The sequence below is a fragment of the Rhizobium terrae genome (assembly GCF_003425685.1).
GTDB lineage: Bacteria > Pseudomonadota > Alphaproteobacteria > Rhizobiales > Rhizobiaceae > Neorhizobium > Neorhizobium terrae.
The window spans coordinates 83813-108373 of sequence record NZ_QJKM01000003.1; the positions used below are offsets into that span (position 1 = coordinate 83813).

Below are 24561 nucleotides of genomic sequence, written 5' to 3' on the forward strand. Positions count from 1 at the left end.
AGCAGGGCGGTTTTACGAGGACCGTTCCCTGCCGATCGCGGTGAAGGCGGCATGGGGCAGAAGAGTTGAGCGTGAGTGGCGGCAAGCTTTCGCTGGGTGCGAAATGGCTGGGAATATCACTGGTTTGCGTCGGCATGGCGTCCTGCGCCATGACTGAGGCTCCCAAGAGTAGCAAGCCTCGCAGCAAGGAATATTTCTCCGAGAAGGAATATGGCGTTAGGGCGAGCCCTCGCGTGGTGGCTGACGGCCGGCCGGTGCCGAAGGGCGGCGGGCGTTTCATGGTCGGCGATCCCTATCAGGTGAAGGGCAAGACCTACGTTCCGAAGGAAGACCCGAATTACAACAAGAGCGGGCTTGCCTCCTGGTACGGCTCGGCCTTTCATGGCCGTCTGACCGCCAATGGCGAAGTCTACGACAGCGCGTCCATCACGGCCGCCCATCCGACCTTCCCGCTGCCGAGCTATGCGCGCGTCACGAACATGGATAACGGCTCCTCGGTGATCGTTCGCGTCAACGATCGCGGCCCCTATCATCCGGGCCGCATCATCGACGTGTCGGAAAAGACCGCGCAGCTTCTCGACATCAAGCGGGTCGGTACTGCGAACGTGAACGTTCAATATGTCGGGCGCGCCCGCATGGACGGACAGGATACGCCGTTCCTGATGGCCTCTTATATCCGCAAGGGCGACCGGCTGCCGTCGATCCGGCCGGAAGGTCAGATAGCATCCGGCGTGATGGTCGCCTCCAACCAGACGCTTCGCGACCAGATCCAAAGCTACAGTTCGTCGATGCCGAGCCCGGTCGCCTTTGCCGGCCGCACGCCGAGCGGCCCTGCGCCGGCCGCTCAGTCGAAAGAGCCTTTCCAGGCGGTGGAAAATTTCTCGGGACTGCCGCACTCCGGGCCTATGCCGACGGAGCGGCCGGTGGGCGGGTCGACCCGCCCACCGGCACCGGCCTATGCGGCAAACCATGTCGTCCAGCCACAACCGGAGCAAGCGAGAGCGCCGCAGGCGCGTACCGATGTCGCTTCCTATGCGCAGCCGGTGCAGGCAAGGCAGTCGCAAGCCCAGCCGACCGCAACCGCCTATGCCGAACCGGCCGGCGGCAGAGCGCCGCAGGTGATGTTCGGCAACATGATCCTCGAAGGTCCTCGGCCCGCTCAAAAGCCCGTGCGTTAAGCCTTGCGTCGATTGCGGCGGGCAAGCGCCGCTGCTACGCATAGGATGTAACGGTCAACCGGATTGATGATGCGGCGTCTTCTGTTCCTCCTTTGCGTGATCGGTCTTGCGGCCATGTCGGCCTCCGGCACGGCCGGCGCCCAGGAACCGTCGCCGGCTTTCGTCACCAAGGCGAAGCAGATCTACCTCGTTGAGGCAAAGACCGGAACCGTGTTACTGGCCTCCAACGAGAACCAGGCCTTTCCACCGGCCTCGCTCGCCAAGCTCATGACGATGGAGGTGGTGTTCAGTGCCCTGAAGCGCGGCGAGATCACCGGGGACACGACCTATCCCGTTTCGCAATATGCCTGGCGCACCGGGGGCGCTCCATCGGGCACGACGACGATGTTTGCCGCGCTCAAGTCGCAGATCCGCGTCGAGGACCTCGTCAAGGGCGTCATCATCCAAAATGCCAATGATGCCTGCATCGTGCTGGCGGAGGGTATTTCCCGCACCGAAAGCGAATTTGCGGTCCGCATGACGGCGCGCGCCAAGGACCTTGGGCTCGGCCGCTCGGCTTTCGCGAACTCGACCGGGCTGCCAGATGGAGAAAGCCGCACCACGGCCCGCGATCTCGTCGAACTCGCCCGGCATATATATCGGGAATATCCGGACTATTACCCGCTCTACTCGCAGCCGGATTTCGAATGGAACAAGATTTTCCAGCGCAACAAGAACCCGCTTCTGGCGCTCAATATCGGCGTCGACGGACTGGGGGCCGGTTTTGCCGAAGGTTCCGGATATGCGCTCACGACCTCCGTGCAGCGCAACGGCACACGGCTTTTTCTCGCCATGGGCGGGCTTGCGAACGACAAGGAGAGGCTCGAAGAGGCGCGGCGGGTGCTGGAATGGGCCTTGTCCTCCTTCGAGACGAAGGTCCTTTTCAAGAAGGACGAGGTGATCGGCCAGGCGAGCGTCTACGGCGGGACTTCCCGGTATGTGGATCTGGTCGCCCGGGAGCCGGTCGATATCTATCTCCCGGCCAACAATCCCGACCGCCTGTCGGGACGCATCGTCTATCGCTGGCCGCTGCGGGCTCCCGTCGCGGCAGGCCAGGACGTCGGAACCTTGCGGATATCCGCCGGAGACAGGGTCGTGCGGGAGGTGCCGCTGGTCACCGCCGAGGCCGTCGGCACAGGCAGTCTGACCAGCCAGGCAACCGACGCGCTTCTGGAACTGATGTTCTTCTGGCTCTAACGTATTGTTTCGCAGCGCACCCATATGCGCTATAAGCTAAAAAACAAAAGAGTACGGAAACACGCGTGGCAGAACGTTCCGGATTGTTCGTGACATTCGAAGGCGGCGAAGGGGCCGGGAAATCCACCCAGATTCGTCGGCTTGCCGATGTATTGCGTCGGCGCGGGCATGACGTACTCATGACGCGCGAACCGGGCGGATCACCGGGAGCCGAAGCAGTGCGTCACGTGCTGCTTTCCGGTGCCGCGGAGGAGTTCGGCGTGCGGATGGAGGCGATGCTGTTTGCCGCGGCCCGCAACGACCATGTGGAGGAAGTGATTCGGCCGGCGCTCGAAAGTGGCGCGATCGTGCTGTGCGACCGGTTTATCGACAGCTCCCGGGTCTATCAGGGCGTAACCGGCAATCTGGAGGCGGATTTCATCGAGGCGTTGCAGCGGGTGGCGATCGATGGCGTCGTGCCGGATTGCACGCTGATCCTGGACCTGCCCGCCGAGGTGGGCCTGAAGCGCGCCCGCAAGCGCGGCGGCAGCGACGCGCCGGACCGGTTCGAGCGAGAGGAGATCGAGACGCACGAGAAGCGCCGCGAGGCCTATCTGGAGATCGCCGAAGCCGATCCGGCCCGCTGCCATGTCGTGAATGCGGAGCGTTCCGAGGACGCGATCGCTGACGAGATCTTCAAGGTGGTCGAGCCGCTGGTGCGCGAACTCGGTTTCGCACGGGCAAGCAGCGCGGAATCCGTCGGATGAGCGAGGACATTGCCGGCCTTCTCGACGGCGCCGTGCCGCCGGCGCGCAATCCGCATCTTTACGGCCATCGCGCCGCCGAAGAATTCCTGGCGCGGAGTTACCGTTCGGGGAAGGGCCATCACGCCATTCTGATCGAAGGTCCGGAGGGAATCGGCAAGGCGACGCTCGCTTTCCGCTTCGCCAACCATGTCCTGACCCATCCCGATCCGGCGACGGCACCCGAACACCTGGCAGATCCCGATCTCAACTTGCCCGTCAGCCGCCAGATCGCCTCCGGCGCATCACACAATCTCCTGCATCTGACGCGGCCCGTGGATGAAAAGACCGGCAAGGCAAAGACGGCGATCACTGTGGACGAGGTGCGCCGGGCGGGGCATTTCTTCTCGCAAACTTCCGGCACCGGCAATTGGCGGATCGTCATCATCGATCCCGCTGACGACCTCAACCGCAATGCGGCGAACGCCATCCTGAAGATCCTCGAGGAACCGCCCCGCCGGGCGCTCTTCCTGGTTCTGTCGCACGCGCCCGGAAAGCTGCTGCCGACGATCCGGTCCCGCTGTCAGCCACTGAAACTGTCACCGCTTGATGATGAAGATCTGTCGCGGGCACTCGCCGGGCTGGGTACACCGCTCGACGGCGGGCGGACCCAGGAGACCGTGCTTGCGATGTCGAAGGGCAGCGTGGCGCAGGCGCTGAAGCTTCTGAATTACGGCGGTACCGAAATCATCGCCGCGTTCGATGACGTGATGGCTGCCGAAGGCCCGGCCGCGCGCAAGGCAATGCACCGGCTGGCCGACGTGCTTTCCGGCAAGGAGAGCGAAGTGATCTTCGGATTTTTCCTGGAGCATCTCAGCGACCATCTGGTAGCCCGGGCGAGGGCGGCGGCGCTGGCCGGCGATCTTTCCGGCGCCGACCGGCAGGCAAAGCTCGTCAGCGACATCAACGAAAAGGTGAGCGTCGCGCAGGCCTATAATCTCGACCGCAAGCAGACCATCCTGTCGATCCTTGAAGCCGCACGACGATAGGCCGATATCCAGGCGCGGAACGTCATCCAGGAACTTTGTGTTTCGCATCAGCGAAACATGCGCTAAGAGCGCTCAGCACGGATCCGTGCCGGACAGTTTCCTTTCAAGTCCCGAGTGCAACAATGCCGAACAAGACGCCCTATTACATCACCACCGCGATTTCCTATCCCAACGGCAAGCCGCATATCGGCCATGCCTACGAGCTTATCGCGACGGACGCGATGGCGCGCTTCCAGCGCCTCGACGGCAAGGACGTTTTCTTCCTGACAGGCACGGACGAGCATGGCCAGAAGATGCAGCAGACGGCGCGCGCCGAAGGCATTAGCCCGGAAGTGCTTGCCGAACGCAATTCCAACGAGTTCCGCGAAATGGGTCGGCTGCTGAACTCGTCCAACGACGACTTCATCCGCACCACCGAGCAACGCCACCATGAGGCCTCGAAAGACATCTGGAACCGGATGGCCGACAATGGCGACATCTACAAGGACACTTATGCCGGCTGGTATTCGGTGCGCGACGAGGCCTACTACGCCGAAGACGAAACACAGCTGCGCGACGGCGTTCGCTATGGCCCGCAGGGCACGCCGGTCGAATGGGTCGAGGAGTCGAGCTATTTCTTCAAGTTGTCCGCCTACGAGGACAAGCTGCTCAAGCACTATGAGGAAAATCCGGACTTCATCGGACCCAACGAGCGCCGCAACGAAGTGATTTCCTTCGTCAAATCCGGCCTGCGCGATCTCTCCGTGTCGCGCACCACGTTCGACTGGGGTATCAAGGTACCGAACGATCCGGCGCATGTGATGTATGTCTGGGTCGACGCGCTGACCAATTACATCACTGCCACCGGATACATGGAAGACAAGAACGGTCCCCGCGCCAAATATTGGCCGGCGGACGTGCATATCATCGGCAAGGACATCATCCGCTTCCACGCCGTCTACTGGCCGGCTTTCCTGATGTCGGCCGGCCTGCCGCTGCCGAAGCGCGTCTATGCGCACGGCTTTGTGCTGAACAACGGCGAGAAGATGTCGAAGTCCCTCGGCAACGTCGTTGATCCGTTCGAACTGCTGGAAAAGTTCGGGCTCGACTATGTCCGCTATTATCTCTGCCGCGAGATCTCCTTCGGCCAGGACGGCAACTGCAACGACCAGCTGATCGCGACACGCGTCAATGCCGACCTCGCCAACGGCATCGGCAACCTTGCCAGCCGCTCGCTGTCGATGATCGTCAAGAACTGCGAAGGCATCGTTCCGGAGCCGGGTGAACTCACCGAAGCGGACAAGGAACTGCTGGCGCTTGCCGACGGCATGCTCTCAACCTGCCGTGACGAGATGAACCGCCAGGCGATCCACAAGGCGCTCGGCGCGGTCATCGCCGTCGTTTCTGAGACCGACCGCTATTTCGCCGCCCAGGCGCCCTGGGTGCTGAAGAAGACCGACCCGGAGCGCATGGGTACCGTGCTCTACGTGACGGCGGAAGTGGTGCGCCAGATCGCCATCCTGCTGCAGCCGTTCATGCCGGAATCCTCGACCAAGCTGCTCGATCTCGTGAAAACGCCGGCGGACAAGCGGGACTTCAGCGCACTCGGCGAGGCTCACCGCCTGAAGCCGGGCAGCGTGCTGGAAGCGCCGACGCCGGTCTTTCCACGTTATGTGGCTCCGGAAGCATAAGGCTTCGTGATGCTGATCGATACCCATTGCCATCTGGATTTCGCTGATTTCGCGGAGGAGCGCGACGCCATCGTGGCACGCGCCCACGAGGCCGGCGTCGGACAGATGGTGACCATATCGACCCGGGTCCGCAAGCTCGACGGCCTGCTGGCGATCACCGAAAAATATCCCTCGGTCTTCTGCTCGGTCGGCACGCATCCGAACAATGCCGGCGAGGAACTGGATATCCAGACTGAAGACTTGGTACGGCTCGCCAACCAGCACGAAAAGATCGTCGCGATCGGCGAGGCCGGGCTCGATTATTTCTACGACACGCAGACGCCGGCCGACCAGAAGACCGGGCTCGCGCGCCATGTCGCTGCGGCGCGTGAAACCGGCCTGCCGCTCGTCATTCACAGCCGTGCGGCCGATGACGACATGATCGAGATCCTGACGACGGAAAGCGGGAAGGGGGCTTTCCCCTTTATTCTGCACTGCTTCTCATCGGGCGCCGAGCTTGCCCGCGTCGGCGTCGAGCTCGGCGGTTACGTTTCCTTCTCAGGAATCCTGACATTCCCGAAATCGGAGGAGCTTCGCGATATCGCTGGAACGGTTCCGATGGACCGGCTGCTGGTCGAAACCGACGCACCGTATCTTGCGCCCAAACGCTGGCGTGGAAAGCGCAACGAGCCGTCCTACGTGGTGAACACGGCGGAAGTGCTCGCCGAATGCAAGGGCGTGAGCTACGGCGAGATGGCCGAGGTCACCACGGAGAATGCGTTCCGCGTCTTTTCCAAGATGCCGAGGCTCTGAGCGGTGGCGGAATATCGGCGGCGCTTCACCATTCTCGGCTGCGCCTCGTCGCCGGGGGTGCCGAGGCCGAACGGCGACTGGGGCGCCTGCGATCCGAATAATCCGAGGAACCAGCGGACGCGCGCCGCCTTCATGGTCGAGCAGATCGGCCCGGACGGCGGCAGCACCGTCGTCGTTGTCGATACCGGCCCGGATTTCCGCCAGCAGATGGTCGCCAATAACGTGCAACGAGTCGATGCGGTGCTCTACACGCATGCGCATGCGGACCATCTGCACGGCATCGACGATCTCCGAACCTATTTCATGCTGCAGCGCCATCGCATTCCGATCCATGCCGATCCGTTCACGATGGAACGTATCTATCAGGGTTTCGGCTATTGCCTGGAAACGCCGCCGGGTGGCAATTATCCGCCGATCGCACGGCCGTTCCTGATCGAGAGCATGGACGAGCCGATCATCATCGACGGACCGGGCGGAGAAATCCGTTTCCTGCCGCATCGGCAGGTGCATGGCGACATCTATTCTCTCGGCTTCCGCATCGGCGACGTGGCCTATTGCAGCGATGTGAGCGACTTTCCGCCGGAAAGCGTGCCGAAACTCGGCGGTCTCGATGTGCTGATCATCGATACGCTGCAATACAAATTCCATCCGAGCCATCTTTCGCTCGAACAGGCGCTCGGCTGGATCGCAAGATTTGCGCCGAAGCACGCGATCCTGACCCATATGCATATTCCGCTCGATTACGAGACGGTGATGGCCGAGACGCCGGACAACGTCGAGCCGGCCTATGACGGGCTGGTTTTCGACGTAACGGTCGATCTGTAGCGAACCGCGGCGCCAGCGTTTTCAACTACATCGATTGTTCCATAATCTATCTTATCTGATCAATGGTAGAGGCTGGGGCAGATTCCATTTTCAAATGCAACAGTCTCGCCTCTCGACGTTCTGGTCAATGCCAACGTCGGTTCCCGAAAGATCCTCTGCAAGCAGGCTGATCCGCTTCAGGCCCGCGGATCGCTTGACCGTCGTGCCCCAACGTCGGTCATCGAGCCGGCCTTCGGTATAGCCGGTCGGATAGGCACGGATTTCGCCATGGTCATTCGGGCCGTCAGCTTTCCGCAAAGGTCTTCAGCGTGTCGCCGGACAGCCGGTAACGGATCCACTCGTTCATCGGCTCGGCGCCGATCGTCTCGTAGACGCGGATCGCCGGTTCGTTCCAGTCGAGCACGCTCCATTCGAAACGGCCGCAGCCGTTTTCGAGCGCGATCTGCGCCAGCCGCCTCAGCATCGCCTTGCCGGCGCCAAGCCCACGTGCCCTGGGCGTTACATAGAGGTCTTCGAGATAGAGCCCGTTTCTGGCCTGCCAGGTGGAATAGCTGTAGAACCAGATGGCCATGCCGACGGCAACGCCATTCTGTTCGCAGATCAGCGCCCGCGTGACGGACGTTTCCCCGAAGATCGACTGCTCGATCGTTTCGACGGTCGCCGCGACCTCATGCTCGGCCTTTTCGTAGATCGCCAGTTCTCGGATGAAGCCGAGCAGCGTCGCGGCATCATTGCGAGTTGCCTCACGTAAGGTCAGCGCCATCAAAAAATCCTTTAAAAATAAAGCGCTGAAGCTATGTCCGAACGCGATCCTCGATGTCAAGCCGCTACGGCAATCCGCTATTCGGCAGCGGTTTTGATCTCGGTGATCTCGACCTCGTAGGAGTAACCGTCGAGCATTCCATAGGCCTGTTCGATATTGCCGATCTCGGCCTCAGCCTTGCCGATCGCGCCGTCGATCGCCTCGCAGCGGGATCTCAGCATACGGCCGAGCACATCGGTCTCGGGCTTACGGCCGAGGCGATCGATATGGTTGCGGATGCGGGCTCGGTGGCGTTCCATCTCGAGAATATGGAAACGCGCATTGACGATCTTGTCGGTGAGCTTGCGGCGCATCGCGGCGACGGGATCGAAACTCCCCGGCTCCCGTTCGTCGAGGATGATCTCGTTGACCAGCGTTTCGAGAATCACCAGACCCTGCAGGTCCTTGCTGTCGGCGAGTTCCGGATCGTAGCCGGTGTCGTCGTAGACCTTGCGGCGTACGGGATCGGACAGAAGCTCATAGGACGTGGTAAGCTTGCTGAACATGTCGACATCCCCACCTGCGTCGGGGTGAGCCGTTTTCGCACGTTTGCGATAGGCCGTCTTGATGGCTGCGCCATCCGCCTCGCGGGGAACACCAAGCATCTCGTAAGGGTCGATCACAGTGTCACCTGTTTTCGGCAATTCCAGTTTTATCGTGGTAACGGCTAAGTCCCGCAGGCTCAACCCTTTATCCATTCTTGTGGCCAATTAGGGGCAGTTCATGTCGGCGCCGTGGCCCCTGCCCGATTTCCCACAGGCTAGTTTCGCGAGGCGCGCCACGAAAGTCGACGGCCTTCCGCTACCGGAGCCATCAGAAAGCTGACGGCGACGCAGGGCAGAAGCACCAGGAAGGTCGCAACGAGGCTGACATGCTCGGCGATGAAGCCGAGCAGCGGCGGAACGCCGATGGTCGACAGCATGAGCGTCAGCGACAGAGCCGCCAGGTTTTCCGAAGGCTGCCCCTTGCCGCGTTCGATCGTCGTCGAGACCGCCAGAGGAAAAGCCAGCGCGATACCGCAGCCGATCAGAAAGAGAGCGACGCCTGCAAGCGTCAGGCCTGGCGTCGTCACGAGCAGCACGATGCCGAGCGCAACGGATACGGCGGATGCACGTACCAGGACCGTGGGGCCGAAACTGCCGCGCAGCATGTCTCCGGAAAGCCGGGTCAGGCCCATGCCGATCGTGAAGGCTGCGTACAATATGCCGGCGATGGCCGGATCGGCCTTCAGTTCTTCACGCAGGAAGAAAATGCCCCAGTCGTAGACTGCGCCCTCGACAATACAGAGACCGAAGACCATGACGCAGATAAGCAGGATCGTCCGGTCCGGCAGGACATAAGCCGACCGCCTGCTGCCGGGTCGTGTTTCCGGTTGGGGATCCTTCGGTGTCACGAAAAACACCAGCAGGCAGGCCGCGACGACAAAGCCGGCAGCCATGGTCTGCTGGACGAAAGGCGTCACCGCCTTTTCCGCCAGAAAGCCGGAGCAGAGTGAACCGACCAGCAGCCCGACGGACCAGAAACCATGGCTGCGGGCCAGAACCTTGGTGCCGGTGCGCTGTTCGATATTGGCGGAGATCATGTTGGCCGCCACATCGAAAATCGTGCGGACAAAACCGAAGAGAAAAAAACAGATCACGAAGCCGCTGACGGGAAGCGCGGCGAGCCCCGGAGTGAGCAAGGCACAGACAGGCAGCGTCATCAACGCAGTCATCCGAGGCGTCAGCCGGTCGGTGATCCGGCCAGCGATCGGCAGGGACAGGAACGTGCCGAGCGGCGCGCTCAGGAGCGCCAAGCCGAGCGCCGCCTTGTCGATGCCCATCGATGCCTGGATGGCCGGCAGCCGCGTAAACAGAGAAATGAACAGGATGGCATTGCTGAAATAAAGCAGCGCTGGCGGCAATAAGGTCTTCATGAAAACGATGTCCGGGCGAATCAGGGCTCCCGGCACATTCGTGACAGGCCGGCCCGCGGCAGACAAGCGGCGATAACGGGACGCTGCCCTGCCCTGGCATTCCACAAGACATCACGAAAATGTGTGCACGACCGAGCCGACGTCATCAGTTTGTAATCATTCGGATTCGATTGCCTCCTGGCGCGGCACTGCCTGAAAAATCCGCAACCGCCTTCTTCTCCTTTGGCGGAAAGACGCTAGCCTTTTCGTATCCTCTCTGGAGAAACCCGATGCTCGTTCGATTTCTGCCTGTCGTTCTGTGTTTCGCTCTTTTTTCCTTTACTGCCGCAAAAGCCGAAGACCCTGTCGCAGATGCGCAGGCCGTCATCGCCAGCCAGATCGCCGCACTCCGGCATGATGATGCCGAAAAGGCCTATTCCTTCGCCTCTCCCGGCATACGCAGCCTCTATCCCAACAAGGACCAGTTTCTGGCCATGGTGCGAAAGGCTTACGAACCGGTCTATCACGCCGGCAACTATGCCTTCGGCCGCTCCAAGACGATCGGCGGCGGCGAAGTGGTGCTGCAGGAGGTAATGATCAGCGCCAAGGAAGGCAAGGATTGGACCGCGATCTACGAGATGCGGCTGATGGACGACGGTTCCTACAAGGTCAACAGCGTCCGGATGATCCGCAACACTGCAAGCCAGGGGATCTGAGACGGCCAGCCGCCCCGCCTGCCGGTCCAGTCAGACCGGATCGATATCGCCCTTGGCCCAGGCTTCCTGTGTCTCGGCATAAAAATCCGCAAACCGGCCTTCGGCGATCGCCTGGCGGATGCCCCTCATCAAATCCTGATAGTATGACAGATTATTCCAGGAGAGGAGCATGCCGCCGAGCGCTTCGTCCGAGCGCACGAGGTGGTGCAGATAAGCACGGGAATAATCGCGCGCGGCCGGGCAGGTCGATTCCTCGTCGAGCGGCCGCATGTCCTCCGCATGGCGGGCATTGCGGATATTGACCTTGCCGCGGCGGGTGAAGGCGAGCCCGTGGCGGCCCGAACGGGTCGGCATGACGCAATCGAACATATCGATGCCGCGTGCCACGGATTTCAGGATGTCGTCCGGTGTGCCGACGCCCATCAGATAACGCGGTTTTTCGGAGGGAAGAACGGGAAGCGTCGTTTCAAGCATTTTCAGCATGACGTCCTGCGGTTCGCCGACGGCGAGACCACCAATCGCATAACCTTTCAGGTCGAGCTGCTTCAAGCCCTCTGCCGAGCGGATCCGCAGGTCCGGCTGGTCGCCGCCCTGGACGATGCCGAACATCGCCTTGCCGGGCTGATCGCCGAAGGCGGCGCGGCAGCGTTCCGCCCAACGCAGGGACAGTTCCATGGCCCGTTCGATCTCCTTCGGCTCGGCCGGCAGAGCGACGCATTCATCGAGCTGCATCTGTATGTCGGAACCGAGCAGGCCCTGGATCTCGATCGAGCGTTCCGGTGACATATGGTGCAGGCTGCCGTCCACATGGCTCTTGAAGGTGACGCCCTTTTCGTCCAGCTTGCGCAGTCCGGAAAGAGACATGACCTGGAAGCCGCCGCTGTCGGTCAGGATCGGATGCTTCCAGCGGATCAGTTCGTGCAGGCCGCCGAGGCGCGCGACACGTTCTGCGCCCGGCCGCAGCATCAGGTGATAGGTATTGCCAAGGATGATATCGGCGCCGGTATCGCGCACCTGGTCGAGATACATGGCCTTGACCGTGCCGACGGTGCCGACGGGCATGAAGGCCGGCGTGCGGATCGTGCCGCGCGGCATGGTGATTTCGCCGAGTCGCGCGTCGCCATCAGTGGCCTTGAGGTTGAACTGGAAGGCTTCGGTCATTTGGTCGTCCGGAAAAGCAGGCTGGCGTCTCCGTATGAATAGAAGCGGTAGCCTGTCGAGATGGCGTGGGAATAGGCCGAGCGCATCGTCTCCAGCCCCGAAAACGCCGAAACGAGCATGAACAGCGTCGATCTCGGCAGGTGGAAATTGGTCATCAGCATGTCGACTGCCCTGAAGCGATAGCCGGGTGTGATGAAGATGCCCGTCGCGCCGCTCCAGGGCTTGATCGTGCCGTCGTCGTCGGCAGCGCTTTCGATGAGGCGGAGCGACGTGGTGCCGACGCAGACGATGCGTCCGCCGGCGCGCCTCACGGCATTCAGCCGGGCAGCGGTCTCGGCGCTTACGTGGCCGATCTCCTGGTGCATCTTGTGGTCGGCCGTATCGTCCGCCTTGACCGGCAGGAAGGTCCCTGCCCCGACATGCAGCGTCACGAAATGCCGCTCGATGCCGGCAGCGTCGAGTTTGGCGAACAGATCCGGAGTGAAATGCAGGCCGGCGGTAGGGGCCGCGACGGCGCCCTCCTCCCGAGCGTAGATGGTCTGGTAGTCCTTCTGATCCCGCGCGTCCTCCGACCGCTTGGCGGCGATATAGGGCGGCAGCGGGATATGCCCGACGGCCATGATCGCCTCGTCCAGTGCCGGTCCTGAAAGGTCGAAACGCAGCGTCACCTCGCCGCCTTCGCCCTTCTCCTCAACGGTCGCAGACAGCGAACCGAGCAGGCAGGCATTGCCGGCATAACCAGCTTGGGGACCGAACTCGATCCGATCGCCGATCTTGATGCGCTTGCCGGGCTTTGCGAAAGCCTTCCAGACATTGGGCGCAGTGCGCATGTGAAGTGTCGCGGAAACCTGCTGGCCGCCCGCGCCCTCGCGATGCCGAACGCCTTCCAGTTGGGCGGGAATGACCTTTGTGTCGTTGAAGACCAGCGCATCGCCCGGCTTGAGAAAATCGACCAGATCAGACACGCCGTGATCGGCAAGAACGGGACTGCCGCCAGGCCTGACGACGAGCAGCCGGGCACTGTCGCGCGGGCTTGCGGGCCTGAGCGCGATGTTTTCTTCCGGCAGATCGAAATCGAAGAGATCGACGCGCATTCGTGCTGAAACTTCCAGAAAAGCGAAACCCGCCCCGCCAGGAAGGCAGGGCGGGCCAATCATTCAGACGAGATCAAACGTCCGCAGCGACGCGAACGGAAACGATCGAATCCGGGTCCTTGACTGGCTCACCCTTCTTGATCTGGTCGATGTTTTCCATGCCTTCGATGACCTGGCCCCAGACCGTGTACTGCTTGTTCAGCCACGGAGCGTCGGTGAAGCAGATGAAGAACTGCGAGTTGGCCGAGTTCGGGTTCTGCGAACGGGCCATGGAGCAGGTGCCGCGCACGTGCGGAACGGCCGAGAATTCCGCCTTCAGATCCGGCTTTTCCGAACCACCCATGCCGGCGCGGGCCGGATTGAAACTTTCGGCTCCCTGTTTGCCGAACTTCACATCGCCGGTCTGGGCCATGAAATCGGCGATGACGCGATGGAAGACGACGCCGTCATAGGCGTTTTCGCGGGCGAGTTCCTTGATGCGGGCAACGTGACCCGGGGCCAGGTCCGGCAAGAGCGAAATGACGACTTTGCCCTTGGTGGTTTCCATGATGAGGGTGTTTTCCGGATCCTTGATCTCGGCCATCTGCTTTCTCCTTGATGCGGCGCCCGATGCCGTCGGGGACGGGGCGCCATTCGTTTATCTCAATGTTTCGGCGGCTTATTTCTTTCCGACGGTGACCTTGATCATCTTGTCGGGATTGGTCACTTCGCCGTTTCCGCCCTGGCCGCGCTTGATCTTGTCGACGAATTCCATGCCGGACACGACCTTGCCGACGACGGTGTATTGGCCGTCGAGGCTCGGATATTTGGTGAACATGATGAAGAATTGCGAGTTTGCGGAATTCGGGCTCTGCGACCGCGCCATACCGACGATGCCACGCTCGAACGGCACCTTGGAGAATTCGGCGGGAAGATCCGGCATGTCGGACCCACCCATGCCGGCGCGGGCCGGATTGAAGCCCGCAGCTCCCTGCTTGCCGAACTGCACATCGCCCGTCTGGGCCATGAAGCCCTCGATGACGCGGTGGAAGACGACGTTGTCATAGGCACCCTTGGCGGCCAGCGCCTTGATCTGCGCCACGTGTTTCGGTGCGACTTCCGGCATCAGCTGGATCACCACAGGACCGTCCTTCAGCTGAACGGTGAGGAAATCGTCGGGCGCGGCGGCGGCCGGCAGGATCATCGAAGCCAGGGCAAAAGCGCCGGCAATGGCGAGGCGAAGCAGTTTCATGGAAAGAACTCCAGGGTTCGAAAAGATCAGCGTTTCAGCTCGCTGCTCATTTCAGCTTGCTGTTCAAGGCCTTGAGGACCGCGGCAGGCACGAATGCACTGACATCGCCGCCCATCGCCGCGATCTGCCGGACCAATGTGGCCGTAATGGGCCGCGACGCCGTGCCTGCCGGCAGGAAGACGGTCTGGATATCCGGCGCCATCTGCCGGTTCATTCCGGCCATCTGCATTTCATAGTCGAGGTCGGTGCCGTCACGCAAACCGCGGATCAGGAGGGAGGCGCCATTGGCGCGGGCGGCATCGACTACCAGCCTGTCGAAGGATACGACCGAAACGCTGTCGGCGCGGCCCGGCAGGACCTGCGAAAGCGAGGCGCGGATCAGCTCCGCCCTCTCCTCAAACGTGAACATCGGCACCTTGCCCGGATGAATGCCGATCGCGACGATTACCTTGTCGGCCACGTTGAGCGCCTGCACGAGCACATCCAGATGGCCATGGGTCATCGGATCGAAGGAGCCAGGATAAAAAGCAGTCGTCATACCGAGGTTCGGCCCGTTCCAAGGAAGTTTCCTGGCGCCTTTTGTCATGGAAGCCGCAATCCCGCAAGGCTCTCGCAATTCTGAACGAAAGATGAATGGGCCGTTCAAGGGCGTTTCAGCCGAACTATGGTCTCTTGCGCATGGTGGCAGGCACAAGACCTGCCCAAATCGCGGGAGAAAAACGGAAAATGCTGGCCTTGATGGTGTTGGGCGCTGTGGTTCTCGCCTTCGCACTGGAGGCGGCAATCGTCGCCTTTGGGCCGGAAGAGGCCTGAATTCTGAACGCCAGATGAACAGACCATTCAAGGACGCTTCAGGGCGGCAAGGTTAAGTTTCTCTCAAAATGCGGTGGAACCTGTTTGCGCAAAGCGCGTTCAGGCAAACAAGAAGGAAGACGGAGATGATCGCGAGAAGGAAAATGGTCATGCCCGACAAGATCACGATGATCAACCTCGTGTGGACGGCAATGATCGCTGTAATGCTGACGGCAACAGTAACCCTTTATCAAGATAAATCCGACTTTGGAGATGTGAATTATCCGCAGGTAACGGGTCGTTATAACGATCTCTCTTACTATTGAGGCGGATACACGGACGAGAAAGGACCGCCATGTTCGTGACGTTGACAGTACTTGCAGGTTTGATCAGCATCATGTTCGTGGCCTCCGTGGCCTCCACGATTTCCGAGCTTCGGCGCGAACGCGCAGATATGAAGGATTTCAGGGATTTCGCGCGCCGCCACAGCGCATTCTGACCATTTGAAGGTAGTGAACCGGGCCATTCGCAGGCTTCCCGTCGCGACCGGTTCGAACAAAAGCCGGAGGATTTTCATCCTCCGGCTTTTCGTTTGCCTATACTTGAACCCGGATTTGAACTTGGGGCGGCCTATTCAGGCGCGCCCTCGTCGTTCAAGCCGCTATCGCTCTGGCCCTCTTCCGCGGCTCCGCCGAGATCACCGGTTTCGGCGGTGATTTCCTCCGGCAGTCCATTGCCATTTTCCTCGTCGCCTTCCGGCTCGCTGATGCGCTCGACCGAGACCACCTTCTCATCCTTGGCGGTCGAGAAGATCGTGACGCCCTTGGTCGCGCGGCTGGCGATACGGATGCCGTTGACCGGAACGCGGATCAGCACCCCACCGTCGGAGACGAGCATGATCTGGTCGCCCTCCTCGATCGGGAAGGCGGCGACGAGTTCGCCAATCTCGGCGGTCTTCGACGTGTCGGTGGCGCGAATACCCTTGCCGCCGCGACCGGAGGTGCGGAAATCGTAAGAAGAGGAACGCTTGCCGAAGCCCTTTTCCGAAACCGTGAGCACGAACTGTTCGCGCGCCTTCAGTTCTTCGTAACGCTCGTCGGAGAGCTGTCCCTCTTCAGTGACTTCCTCGCCGACGAGAGCGATGTCCTCCTCGTCTACGCCTGCGGCACGCCGTTCCGCGGCCGAGCGCTTGAGATAGGCGGCACGTTCCCAGGGTTCCGCATCCACATGACCGACAATGGTCATCGAGATGATGCGGTCGCCTTCGCCGAGCGTGATGCCGCGCACGCCGATCGAATTGCGGCCGGCAAAGACGCGCACGTCATCGACTGGGAAGCGGATGCACTGGCCAAGCGCAGTCGTGAGAAGCACGTCGTCGCCCGGCTCGTTGAGGTCGAGGTTCGGCCCCTTGCAGGTCTCGACCGAGAGGATTTCGTCCCCCTCTTCCTCGAGCTTCATGGCGATCTTGCCGTTGCGGTTCACCTGCACGAAGTCGGAAAGCTTGTTGCGGCGGACGGTGCCGCGCGTCGTCGAGAACATGACGTCCAAGTTGTCCCAGGTCGCCTCGTCCTCCGGCAGCGGCATGATCGTCGTAATGCGTTCGCCCGGTTCCAGCGGCAGCATGTTGATCAGCGCCTTGCCGCGCGACTGCGGCGTGCCGATAGGCAGACGCCAGACCTTTTCCTTGTAGACGATGCCGCGCGAAGAGAAGAACAGGACCGGTGTATGGGTATTTGCCACGAAGAGGCGCGTGACGAAATCCTCGTCGCGGGTCGCCATGCCGGAGCGGCCCTTGCCGCCGCGGCGCTGCGCCCTGTAGGTGCCGAGCGGCACGCGCTTGATATAGCCGAGATGCGAGACGGTGACGACCATGTCCTCGCGGGCGATGAGATCCTCATCGTCCATCTCCGGACCGCCCTCCATAATCTCGGTGCGGCGCGGTGTGCCGAACTCGTCGCGCACGGCGGCAAGCTCGTCCTTGACGATCGACATGATGCGAACCCGCGACGACAGGATGTCGAGATAATCGCTGATCTCGGCCCCGATCTTGTTCAACTCGTCGGCGATTTCGTCACGTCCGAGGGCGGTCAAGCGGGCGAGGCGCAGTTCGAGAATGGCGCGCGCCTGCTCTTCGGAAAGATTGTAGGTGCCGTCCTCGTTGAGCTTGTGGCGCGGATCGTCGATCAGGCGGATCAACGCCTCGACGTCCTGAGCCGGCCAGCGGCGGGTCATCAATTCCTCGCGCGCCGACTGCGGATCAGGCGCGCGACGGATGACGAGAATGATCTCGTCGATATTGGCGACTGCGATCGCGAGACCCACCAAGACGTGGGCGCGTTCGCGCGCTTTGCGGAGCAGGTATTTCGTGCGCCGGCTAACGACCTCTTCGCGGAAGGTCACGAACGCCTTCAGCATGTCGAGAAGCGCCATCAGCTCCGGCTTGCCGCCGTTCAACGCCACCATGTTGCAGCCGAAAGACGTCTGCAGCGGCGTATAGCGGTAAAGCTGATTGAGAATCACATCCGCATTGGCGTCGCGTTTGAGTTCGACGACGACGCGATAGCCCTGACGGTCAGACTCGTCGCGCAGATCGGAAATTCCCTCGATACGCTTTTCGCGCACCAGTTCACCGATCTTTTCGACCATCGCCGCCTTGTTCACCTGGAAGGGAACTTCGGTGATGATGATCTGTTCGCGATCGCCGCGCATCGGCTCGATCGTCGCTCGACCACGCATGATGACCGAACCGCGGCCCGTCTCGTAGGCCGACTTGATACCGGCTCGACCGAGAATCAGGGCTCCCGTCGGAAAGTCGGGACCGGGGATGATCTGCATGATTTCCGGCAGCTCGATCGCCGGATTGTCGATCAGCGCAATGCAGGCATCGATGACTTCCGAAAGATTGTGCGGCGGTATATTGGTCGCCATGCCGACAGCGATCCCGCCCGCACCGTTGACCAGCAGGTTCGGAAACTTCGCAGGCAAAACCTTGGGTTCGCTGTCCGAACCGTCGTAGTTCTCCTGGAAGTCCACCGTTTCCTTGTCGATATCCTCCAGGACCTCATGCGCGACCTTGGTCAGGCGCGCTTCGGTGTAACGCATCGCAGCAGGCGGATCGCCGTCGATGGAGCCGAAATTGCCTTGCCCGTCGATGAGCGGTACGCGCATCGACCAGTCCTGCGCCATGCGCACCAGGGCATCATAGATGGAAGCGTCGCCATGCGGATGATATTTACCCATGACGTCCGACACGGGACGTGCCGACTTCACGTATTTGCGGTTCCAGTGATACCCGCTCTCATGGCTGGCATAGAGGATACGCCGATGGACGGGCTTTAATCCGTCGCGGATATCAGGAAGCGCGCGGCTGACGATAACGCTCATGGCGTAGTCGAGATAGGACCGCTGCATCTCTTCCATAATGGAAATGGGCTCGATGCCGGGGGGCAGCTTTCCGCCGCCGGATGTGCTTTGCTCAGTCAAATCGGATCACGATCTTTGTTCGGAATCAGTTGCTTTTTTATAGCGGAAAGCGGCTCGGGACGCCAATTTCCGCCGAGGTTTTGAACAGCTTTTGCGGTGTTTCCGAGGCTTCTTCCCGGGTGATGGGACAATGCTCCAAAAGGTTTGGACGGGCTTTCCTAAACCGCCGGTCTGTCCTAACAATCTTCCGGTGCGACCGCAAGGACTGCGGCCCGACAGGGAGAGGATATGGCGACCCCGGATATGCTGGTCAATGCCTTGACCACGATGCTCGTGACACTCGACCCGCCGGGACTTGCGCCGGTGTTCCTTGGCCTTACCGTGGGCATGACGGCCGTGCAGCGCAGGCAGGTGGCGTTCCGCGGATCCCTGATCGCCTTCGGCATCCTTGCCGTCTTCGCGCTGTTCGGTTCGGGCGTGCTCGGCCTTCTCGGCATCTCGATCGGCGCCTTCCGCATTGCCGGCGGTCTGCTGCTGTTCTGGATCTCCTTCGAGATGGTTTTCGAGAGACGCCAGGAGCGGAAGGAGAAGACTTCGCAGGCCGCCATCACCATCGACCATATCCACAACATCGCCGTCTTTCCGCTCGCCCTGCCGCTGATCGCCGGGCCGGGCGCCATTTCCGCGACCGTGCTCCTGTCGGGAACATTTCCGGGAGCACTCGATCGGGCGCTGCTGATCGGCGTCATCGCCCTCATCATGGCGCTCGTCTACGTGACGCTGCTCGTCGCCGAGCGCCTCGACCGGCTGCTCGGCGTCACCGGCCGGGCAATCCTCACCCGCCTTCTCGGCGTTATCCTGGCAGCGCTTTCCGTGCAATTCGTCGTCGACGGCGTACGCTCGGCCTTTGGCCTGTGAAATTTCCGTAAGCGCGGCGCGACAAAGCGGGACGACCGGCAGGCGACAAAACCGTAATTTCTGCTAGAAGCGGGCGGCGGCGCCGTTTTCCGTGCCGAGACGTCCTATCCTCGATCGAGAGACATCCCGATGCGATCCATCCTGCGCCGGCTGTGGCCGGAAACCCCGCCTGTCAGTGAAAAGGAAAGGCTGCGCGCGGCCGTCGGCGCGGTCATCGGCATATTGATCACCGGCCTGATCGGAAGTCTCGCGGTCAAGGCCGATCCGGTCCTGCCGGCCCTGATCGCCCCCATGGGCGCCTCCGCCGTGCTGCTCTTCGCCGTGCCTGCCAGCCCGCTTGCACAGCCATGGTCGATCCTGGGAGGCAATACGGTCGCCGCGATCGTCGGCGTCACGGCTGCGCTTCTATTTGAGAACCTGTTTCTCGCATCCGCCGTTGCAGCCGGGATAGCCATCGGACTGATGATGACCTTCCGCTGCCTGCATCCGCCGAGCGGCGCGATCGCGCTGACGGCGGTACTGGGCGGACCGACGATCCATGCGCTCGGCTACGGTTTTGTACTCTGGCCGGTATTCGGAAACTCACTCGCCCTGGTCGCCCTGGCGCTGGTCTTCAACAACGTGACCGGCCGAACCTATCCCCACAGGGTCAAGCAGGCTCCGATCGACCACGGCACACGCGATCCGGCCCCGATCCAGCGGATCGGCTTTTCCTCCGAGGATCTCGACGAGGTTCTGAAGGAATACGACCAAGTCCTCGACATCGATCGCGACGACCTCGAAACCATTTTGCGACGGACCGAACTGCGTTCCTATCGCCGGCGTGCGGGCGATCTCGACTGCGCCAGTATCATGTCCCGCGATGTCGTTGCCGTCGCACCCGAAAGCTCGCTCAAAGAAGCCCACGACCTGATGCGCGCCCATCATATCAAGGCCTTGCCCGTGACCGACGACAACGCCCATGTGCTTGGAATCGTCACCCAGACGGATCTGCTGGACAAGGCGAGCTGGGTGGGAGGGCGACCGAAAATCGGTTTCGCGCGACGTTTCCGGCTGGTCATGTCCGGAGCAAGTGCGCCGAACGACACGGTCAAGGATATCATGACATCGCCGGTCAAAACCGTGAGGCCGGACATGCCGGTCTCGGAGGCGATCGTCATGCTCGCGGAAAGCAGCCTGCACTACCTTCCGGTCACCCGGGCCAACGGCAAGCTCGTCGGCATCATTTCACAATCGGACGTGCTTGTCTCCATGCTGGCAGACAAGGCGGCGGCGTAAACCACCGCCAGCCGCCCGAAAGTAGCCCGCCGGGGACTTGGCGCCGCTGCCTCTCAGAACGGGATGTCGTCGTCGAGATCGCGCGAGAAGTTGCCGCCTCCCGAGGACTGGTTGCCGCCGCCGCGGTTCGAGCCGCCGGAGGGCCGGCGATCGTAGTCGCCGCCGCCGAAATCGTCGCCGCCGCCGCCGAAATCGTTGCCTCGGCCGCCGCTGTACCCACCCCTGTCGCCACCGCCCTCGCCGCGGCCGTCCAGCATGGTCAGGGTCGAATTGAAGCCCTGCAGCACGATTTCCGTCGTATAACGGTCATTGCCGCTCTGGTCCTGCCATTTGCGGGTCTGCAGCTGGCCCTCGATATAGAGCTTGGCACCCTTCTTCACATATTGCTCGACGACCTTCGTCAGGCCTTCGTTGAAGACGACGACGTTGTGCCATTCGGTCTTTTCACGGCGCTCGCCGGAATTGCGGTCGCGCCATTGCTCCGACGTCGCGATGCGCAGGTTTGCGATCGGGCGGCCGTCCTGCGTGCGGCGGATCTCCGGATCGGCGCCGACATTGCCCACCAGAATAACCTTATTCACGCTACCAGCCATAATTCTCACCTTGTCCGCCGCATGCTGCGGCCTTTAAATCCATCGCGGTACTCTAGCCCATCGGCCGCTGGCGTTGGGTACTGGAGATTTTTAATCCACAGCGAATTTTGTTCTTTATTTGTTCTAGTTTATTCCTATAGTGCTGTCAATCGAGTCAGGAACGCGGCCGCATCGCGGCAGTTTCGTCTCGACAGGCGTCGATCAATCACTACATAAGGGCCTTCAATCCTCCCGAAGAGCATGATGATGAGCGAACTCAAGACCATTTCCATACGTGGTGCGCGCGAGCACAATTTGAAGGGTATCGATCTCGATCTGCCGCGCAATTCGCTGATCGTCATGACCGGGCTTTCCGGTTCGGGGAAGTCCTCGCTCGCTTTCGACACGATCTATGCCGAAGGCCAGCGGCGTTACGTCGAAAGCCTTTCGGCCTATGCCCGCCAGTTCCTGGAAATGATGCAGAAGCCGGATGTCGACCAGATCGACGGGCTTTCACCGGCGATCTCGATCGAACAGAAGACGACGTCACGCAACCCGCGCTCGACGGTCGGCACGGTCACCGAGATCTACGACTACATGCGCCTTCTCTTCGCGCGTGTCGGCGTTCCCTATTCGCCTGCGACCGGCCTGCCGATCGAAAGCCAGACGGTCAGCCAGATGGTCGACCGCATCCTCGCCTTCGAGGAAGGCACCCGTCTTTATATCCTGGCCCCGATGATCCGCGGCCGCAAAGGCGAGTACAAGAAGGAACTCGCCGACCTGATGAAGAAGGGGTTCCAGCGCGTCAAGGTCGACGGCCAGTTCTACGAGATCGCCGACGTTCCGGCGCTCGACAAGAAATACAAGCATGACATCGACGTCGTGGTGGACCGTCTGGTCGTGCGTTCCGATATCTCCGCCCGCCTTGCGGACAGTCTAGAAACATCGCTGAAACTCGCCGACGGGCTTGCGGTCGCCGAATTCGCCGACAAACCGCTGCCGCCGGAAGATACCGCCGCCGGCGGCTCGGCCAACAAGTCGCTCAACGAGACGCACGAGCGGGTGCTGTTTTCGGAGAAATTCGCCTGCCCGGTTTCCGGCTTCACGATTCCCGAAATCGAGCCGCGGCTCTTCTCTTTCAACAATCCGTTCGGCGCCTGCCCGACCTGCGACGGTCTCGGTTCGCAGCAAAAGGTCGACGAGGCATTGATTGTGCCGGAACCGGCGCGCACGCTGCGGGACGGGGCGATCGCGCCGTGGGCGAAATCCACGTCGCCCTATTACAACCAGACGCTCGAAGCGCTGGGCAAAGTTTTCGGGTTCAAGCTTTCGAGCCGCTGGAACGAGCTTTCGGAGGAGGCGCAGAAGGCGATCCTGCAGGGAACCGAGGAGAAGATCGAATTCCACTATGCCGACGGCGCACGCTCCTACAAGACGGTGAAGAATTTCGAAGGCATCGTGCCGAATCTCGAACGCCGGTGGAAAGAGACGGATTCCGCTTGGGCGCGCGAGGAGATCGAACGCTACATGTCGGCCGCCCCCTGCCCGGCCTGCAGCGGTTTTCGCCTGAAGCCGGAAGCCCTGGCTGTCAAGATCAACAAATTGCATATCGGCGAAGTCACCGACATGTCGATCAAAGTGGCACGCGACTGGTTCGAAGTGCTGCCGGAGCAACTGAACGCCAAGCAGAACGAGATCGCGGTGCGCATCCTCAAGGAAATCCGCGAGCGCCTGCGCTTCCTCAACGATGTCGGCCTCGATTATCTCAGCCTGTCCCGTAATTCCGGGACCTTGTCCGGCGGGGAAAGCCAGCGCATCAGGCTCGCCTCGCAGATCGGCTCCGGCCTGACGGGCGTGCTCTACGTCCTCGACGAGCCGTCGATCGGCCTGCACCAGCGCGACAATGCCCGCCTTCTCGATACGCTGAAGCACCTGCGCGACATCGGCAACACGGTAATCGTCGTCGAGCACGACGAGGACGCGATCCTGGCGGCGGATTATGTGGTCGATATCGGCCCGGCGGCCGGTATCCATGGCGGTCAAGTGGTCGCCCAGGGGGCGCCGCGGGACATCATGGCGAACCCGAAGTCGCTGACCGGCAAGTATCTGTCGGGCGAGCTCGGCGTGCCGGTTCCGGCGGAGCGGCGCAAGCCAAAGAAGGGTAAGGAAATCAAGGTTTTTGGCGCCCGCGGCAACAATCTCAAGAATGTCACGGCAGCCATTCCGCTTGGCGTCTTCACCGCTGTCACCGGTGTATCCGGAGGTGGCAAATCCACCTTCCTGATCGAGACGCTTTATAAATCCGCCGCACGTCGCGTCATGGGCGCGCGCGAAATCCCGGCCGAACACGATCGCATCGACGGTTTCGAGCATATCGACAAGGTGATCGACATCGACCAGTCGCCGATCGGCCGCACGCCGCGTTCGAACCCCGCCACCTATACCGGCGCCTTCACCCCGATCCGCGACTGGTTCGCCGGTTTGCCGGAGGCGAAAGCGCGCGGATATCAACCCGGCCGTTTCTCGTTCAACGTCAAGGGCGGCCGCTGCGAGGCCTGCCAGGGCGACGGCGTCATCAAGATCGAGATGCACTTCCTGCCGGACGTCTACGTCACCTGCGACGTCTGCCATGGCAAGCGCTACAACCGCGAAACGCTCGACGTCACCTTCAAGGGCAAATCGATCGCCGACGTGCTCGACATGACGGTCGAAGAGGGCGTGGAATTCTTCTCGGCAGTGCCGGCGGTGCGCGACAAGCTGCAGTCGCTCTTCGATGTCGGCCTCGGCTATATCAAGGTCGGCCAGCAGGCCAATACGCTTTCGGGTGGCGAGGCGCAGCGCGTCAAGCTAGCCAAGGAACTGTCGAAACGCTCGACGGGGCGTACCCTCTACATCCTCGACGAACCGACGACCGGCCTGCATTTCCACGACGTCGCCAAGCTTCTGGAAATGCTGCACGAACTGGTGAACCAGGGCAATTCCGTGGTGGTGATCGAACACAATCTCGAAGTCATCAAGACGGCCGATTGGATCATCGACATCGGCCCCGAGGGCGGCACGGGCGGCGGCGAAGTGGTCGCGGCCGGGACGCCGGAGCAGGTGGTCAAGGAGAAGCGGTCCTATACCGGCCAGTTCCTGAAGGATCTGCTGGAACGGCGGCCGGCAAAGAAGGTGGAAGCGGCGGAGTAAACTAGCCTTCATCGCGCCG

24 protein-coding genes are annotated in these 24561 nt (G+C 61.6%); 14 read left to right on the top strand and 10 right to left on the bottom strand.

From position 1 onward, the window contains the following. Window positions 1-65 precede the first annotated feature (65 nt). The 7 genes from DMO26_RS34910 (at window position 66) to DMO26_RS06060 (ending at window position 7472) form a co-directional block, all read left to right on the top strand. Window positions 66-1178 carry a septal ring lytic transglycosylase RlpA family protein gene (locus tag DMO26_RS34910; protein WP_319025391.1) on the top strand — a complete coding sequence of 371 codons (1113 nt, stop codon included), beginning with the start codon at window positions 66-68 and terminating at the stop codon, window positions 1176-1178. Between the two features lie 69 nt (window positions 1179-1247). Beyond that, window positions 1248-2414: a D-alanyl-D-alanine carboxypeptidase family protein gene (locus DMO26_RS06035; RefSeq protein ID WP_117191479.1), complete on the top strand. Its 1167-nt coding sequence runs from the start codon at window positions 1248-1250 to the stop codon at window positions 2412-2414. A 65-nt stretch (window positions 2415-2479) separates the two neighbouring features. Next, complete coding sequence (gene tmk, locus DMO26_RS06040; RefSeq protein WP_117191140.1) at window positions 2480-3160, top strand: dTMP kinase; 681 nt, start codon at window positions 2480-2482, stop codon at window positions 3158-3160. Further along, window positions 3157-4185, top strand: a complete 1029-nt coding sequence (locus DMO26_RS06045) for a DNA polymerase III subunit delta' (RefSeq protein WP_117191141.1) — start codon at window positions 3157-3159, stop codon at window positions 4183-4185. The genes tmk and DMO26_RS06045 overlap by 4 nt, the downstream gene beginning before the upstream one ends. Before the next feature lie 122 nt (window positions 4186-4307). Beyond that, complete coding sequence (gene metG / locus DMO26_RS06050) at window positions 4308-5855, top strand: methionine--tRNA ligase (RefSeq protein ID WP_117191142.1); 1548 nt, start codon at window positions 4308-4310, stop codon at window positions 5853-5855. A 9-nt stretch (window positions 5856-5864) separates the two neighbouring features. After that, complete coding sequence (locus DMO26_RS06055; RefSeq protein ID WP_117191143.1) at window positions 5865-6647, top strand: TatD family hydrolase; 783 nt, start codon at window positions 5865-5867, stop codon at window positions 6645-6647. A gap of 3 nt (window positions 6648-6650) precedes the next feature. After that, window positions 6651-7472 (top strand): MBL fold metallo-hydrolase, encoded by an 822-nt coding sequence (locus tag DMO26_RS06060; protein WP_117191144.1) that lies wholly within the window; start codon window positions 6651-6653, stop codon window positions 7470-7472. A gap of 283 nt (window positions 7473-7755) precedes the next feature. Here the strand turns inward: DMO26_RS06060 and DMO26_RS06070 are convergent, their stop codons facing one another. The 3 genes from DMO26_RS06070 to DMO26_RS06080 form a co-directional block, all read right to left on the bottom strand. Then, the gene (locus DMO26_RS06070) at window positions 7756-8235 is read right to left on the bottom strand and encodes a GNAT family N-acetyltransferase (RefSeq protein ID WP_117191146.1); all 480 of its coding nucleotides are present in this window, start codon (window positions 8233-8235) and stop codon (window positions 7756-7758) included. A gap of 77 nt (window positions 8236-8312) precedes the next feature. Beyond that, complete coding sequence (locus DMO26_RS06075) at window positions 8313-8897, bottom strand: J domain-containing protein (protein ID WP_117191147.1); 585 nt, start codon at window positions 8895-8897, stop codon at window positions 8313-8315. Window positions 8898-9034: 137 nt separating this feature from the next. Beyond that, the gene (locus DMO26_RS06080) at window positions 9035-10189 is read right to left on the bottom strand and encodes an MFS transporter (RefSeq protein WP_162894743.1); all 1155 of its coding nucleotides are present in this window, start codon (window positions 10187-10189) and stop codon (window positions 9035-9037) included. Between the two features lie 269 nt (window positions 10190-10458). On the opposite strand from DMO26_RS06080, the gene DMO26_RS06085 reads away from it, so the two are divergent. Further along, the gene (locus DMO26_RS06085; protein ID WP_117191149.1) at window positions 10459-10884 is read left to right on the top strand and encodes a DUF4864 domain-containing protein; all 426 of its coding nucleotides are present in this window, start codon (window positions 10459-10461) and stop codon (window positions 10882-10884) included. A gap of 30 nt (window positions 10885-10914) precedes the next feature. On the opposite strand, the gene tgt is transcribed toward DMO26_RS06085, so the two are convergent. From tgt to coaD, 5 genes are all read right to left on the bottom strand, one after another. Next, window positions 10915-12045 carry a tRNA guanosine(34) transglycosylase Tgt gene (tgt, locus tag DMO26_RS06090; protein WP_117191150.1) on the bottom strand — a complete coding sequence of 377 codons (1131 nt, stop codon included), beginning with the start codon at window positions 12043-12045 and terminating at the stop codon, window positions 10915-10917. Beyond that, on the bottom strand, window positions 12042-13139 hold the full coding sequence (gene queA / locus DMO26_RS06095; protein ID WP_117191151.1) for a tRNA preQ1(34) S-adenosylmethionine ribosyltransferase-isomerase QueA: 1098 nt from the start codon (window positions 13137-13139) through the stop codon (window positions 12042-12044). Before queA ends, tgt begins: the two co-directional genes overlap by 4 nt. Before the next feature lie 73 nt (window positions 13140-13212). Next, the gene (locus tag DMO26_RS06100) at window positions 13213-13722 is read right to left on the bottom strand and encodes a peptidylprolyl isomerase (protein WP_117191152.1); all 510 of its coding nucleotides are present in this window, start codon (window positions 13720-13722) and stop codon (window positions 13213-13215) included. 75 nt (window positions 13723-13797) lie between these two features. Next, window positions 13798-14370: a peptidylprolyl isomerase gene (locus DMO26_RS06105; protein WP_117191153.1), complete on the bottom strand. Its 573-nt coding sequence runs from the start codon at window positions 14368-14370 to the stop codon at window positions 13798-13800. A gap of 46 nt (window positions 14371-14416) precedes the next feature. Continuing rightward, window positions 14417-14908, bottom strand: coding sequence for a pantetheine-phosphate adenylyltransferase (coaD, locus tag DMO26_RS06110; protein WP_117191154.1), 492 nt, complete (start codon window positions 14906-14908; stop codon window positions 14417-14419). A 95-nt stretch (window positions 14909-15003) separates the two neighbouring features. Here coaD and DMO26_RS33570 point away from each other — a divergent pair, with 95 nt between their 5' ends. From DMO26_RS33570 to DMO26_RS33575, 3 genes are all read left to right on the top strand, one after another. Next, on the top strand, window positions 15004-15183 hold the full coding sequence (locus DMO26_RS33570; RefSeq protein WP_162894744.1) for a hypothetical protein: 180 nt from the start codon (window positions 15004-15006) through the stop codon (window positions 15181-15183). Window positions 15184-15332: 149 nt separating this feature from the next. Next, on the top strand, window positions 15333-15488 hold the full coding sequence (locus DMO26_RS06115; protein WP_162894734.1) for a hypothetical protein: 156 nt from the start codon (window positions 15333-15335) through the stop codon (window positions 15486-15488). Window positions 15489-15517: 29 nt separating this feature from the next. Further along, window positions 15518-15661, top strand: coding sequence for a hypothetical protein (locus tag DMO26_RS33575; protein ID WP_162894745.1), 144 nt, complete (start codon window positions 15518-15520; stop codon window positions 15659-15661). Window positions 15662-15792: 131 nt separating this feature from the next. Here the strand turns inward: DMO26_RS33575 and gyrA are convergent, their stop codons facing one another. Beyond that, window positions 15793-18645 (bottom strand): DNA gyrase subunit A, encoded by a 2853-nt coding sequence (gene gyrA / locus DMO26_RS06120; RefSeq protein WP_117191156.1) that lies wholly within the window; start codon window positions 18643-18645, stop codon window positions 15793-15795. 228 nt (window positions 18646-18873) lie between these two features. Here gyrA and DMO26_RS06125 point away from each other — a divergent pair, with 228 nt between their 5' ends. Both DMO26_RS06125 and DMO26_RS06130 read left to right on the top strand, forming a co-directional pair. Continuing rightward, window positions 18874-19503, top strand: a complete 630-nt coding sequence (locus DMO26_RS06125) for a MarC family protein (protein WP_117191157.1) — start codon at window positions 18874-18876, stop codon at window positions 19501-19503. A gap of 129 nt (window positions 19504-19632) precedes the next feature. Further along, window positions 19633-20781: an HPP family protein gene (locus DMO26_RS06130; RefSeq protein ID WP_117191158.1), complete on the top strand. Its 1149-nt coding sequence runs from the start codon at window positions 19633-19635 to the stop codon at window positions 20779-20781. Between the two features lie 53 nt (window positions 20782-20834). Here the strand turns inward: DMO26_RS06130 and DMO26_RS06135 are convergent, their stop codons facing one another. After that, window positions 20835-21374 (bottom strand): single-stranded DNA-binding protein, encoded by a 540-nt coding sequence (locus DMO26_RS06135; RefSeq protein WP_117191159.1) that lies wholly within the window; start codon window positions 21372-21374, stop codon window positions 20835-20837. Window positions 21375-21620: 246 nt separating this feature from the next. Between DMO26_RS06135 and uvrA the strand changes: the two genes are divergently transcribed. Next, window positions 21621-24542, top strand: coding sequence for an excinuclease ABC subunit UvrA (gene uvrA / locus DMO26_RS06140; RefSeq protein WP_117191480.1), 2922 nt, complete (start codon window positions 21621-21623; stop codon window positions 24540-24542). Window positions 24543-24561: the final 19 nt, after the last annotated feature.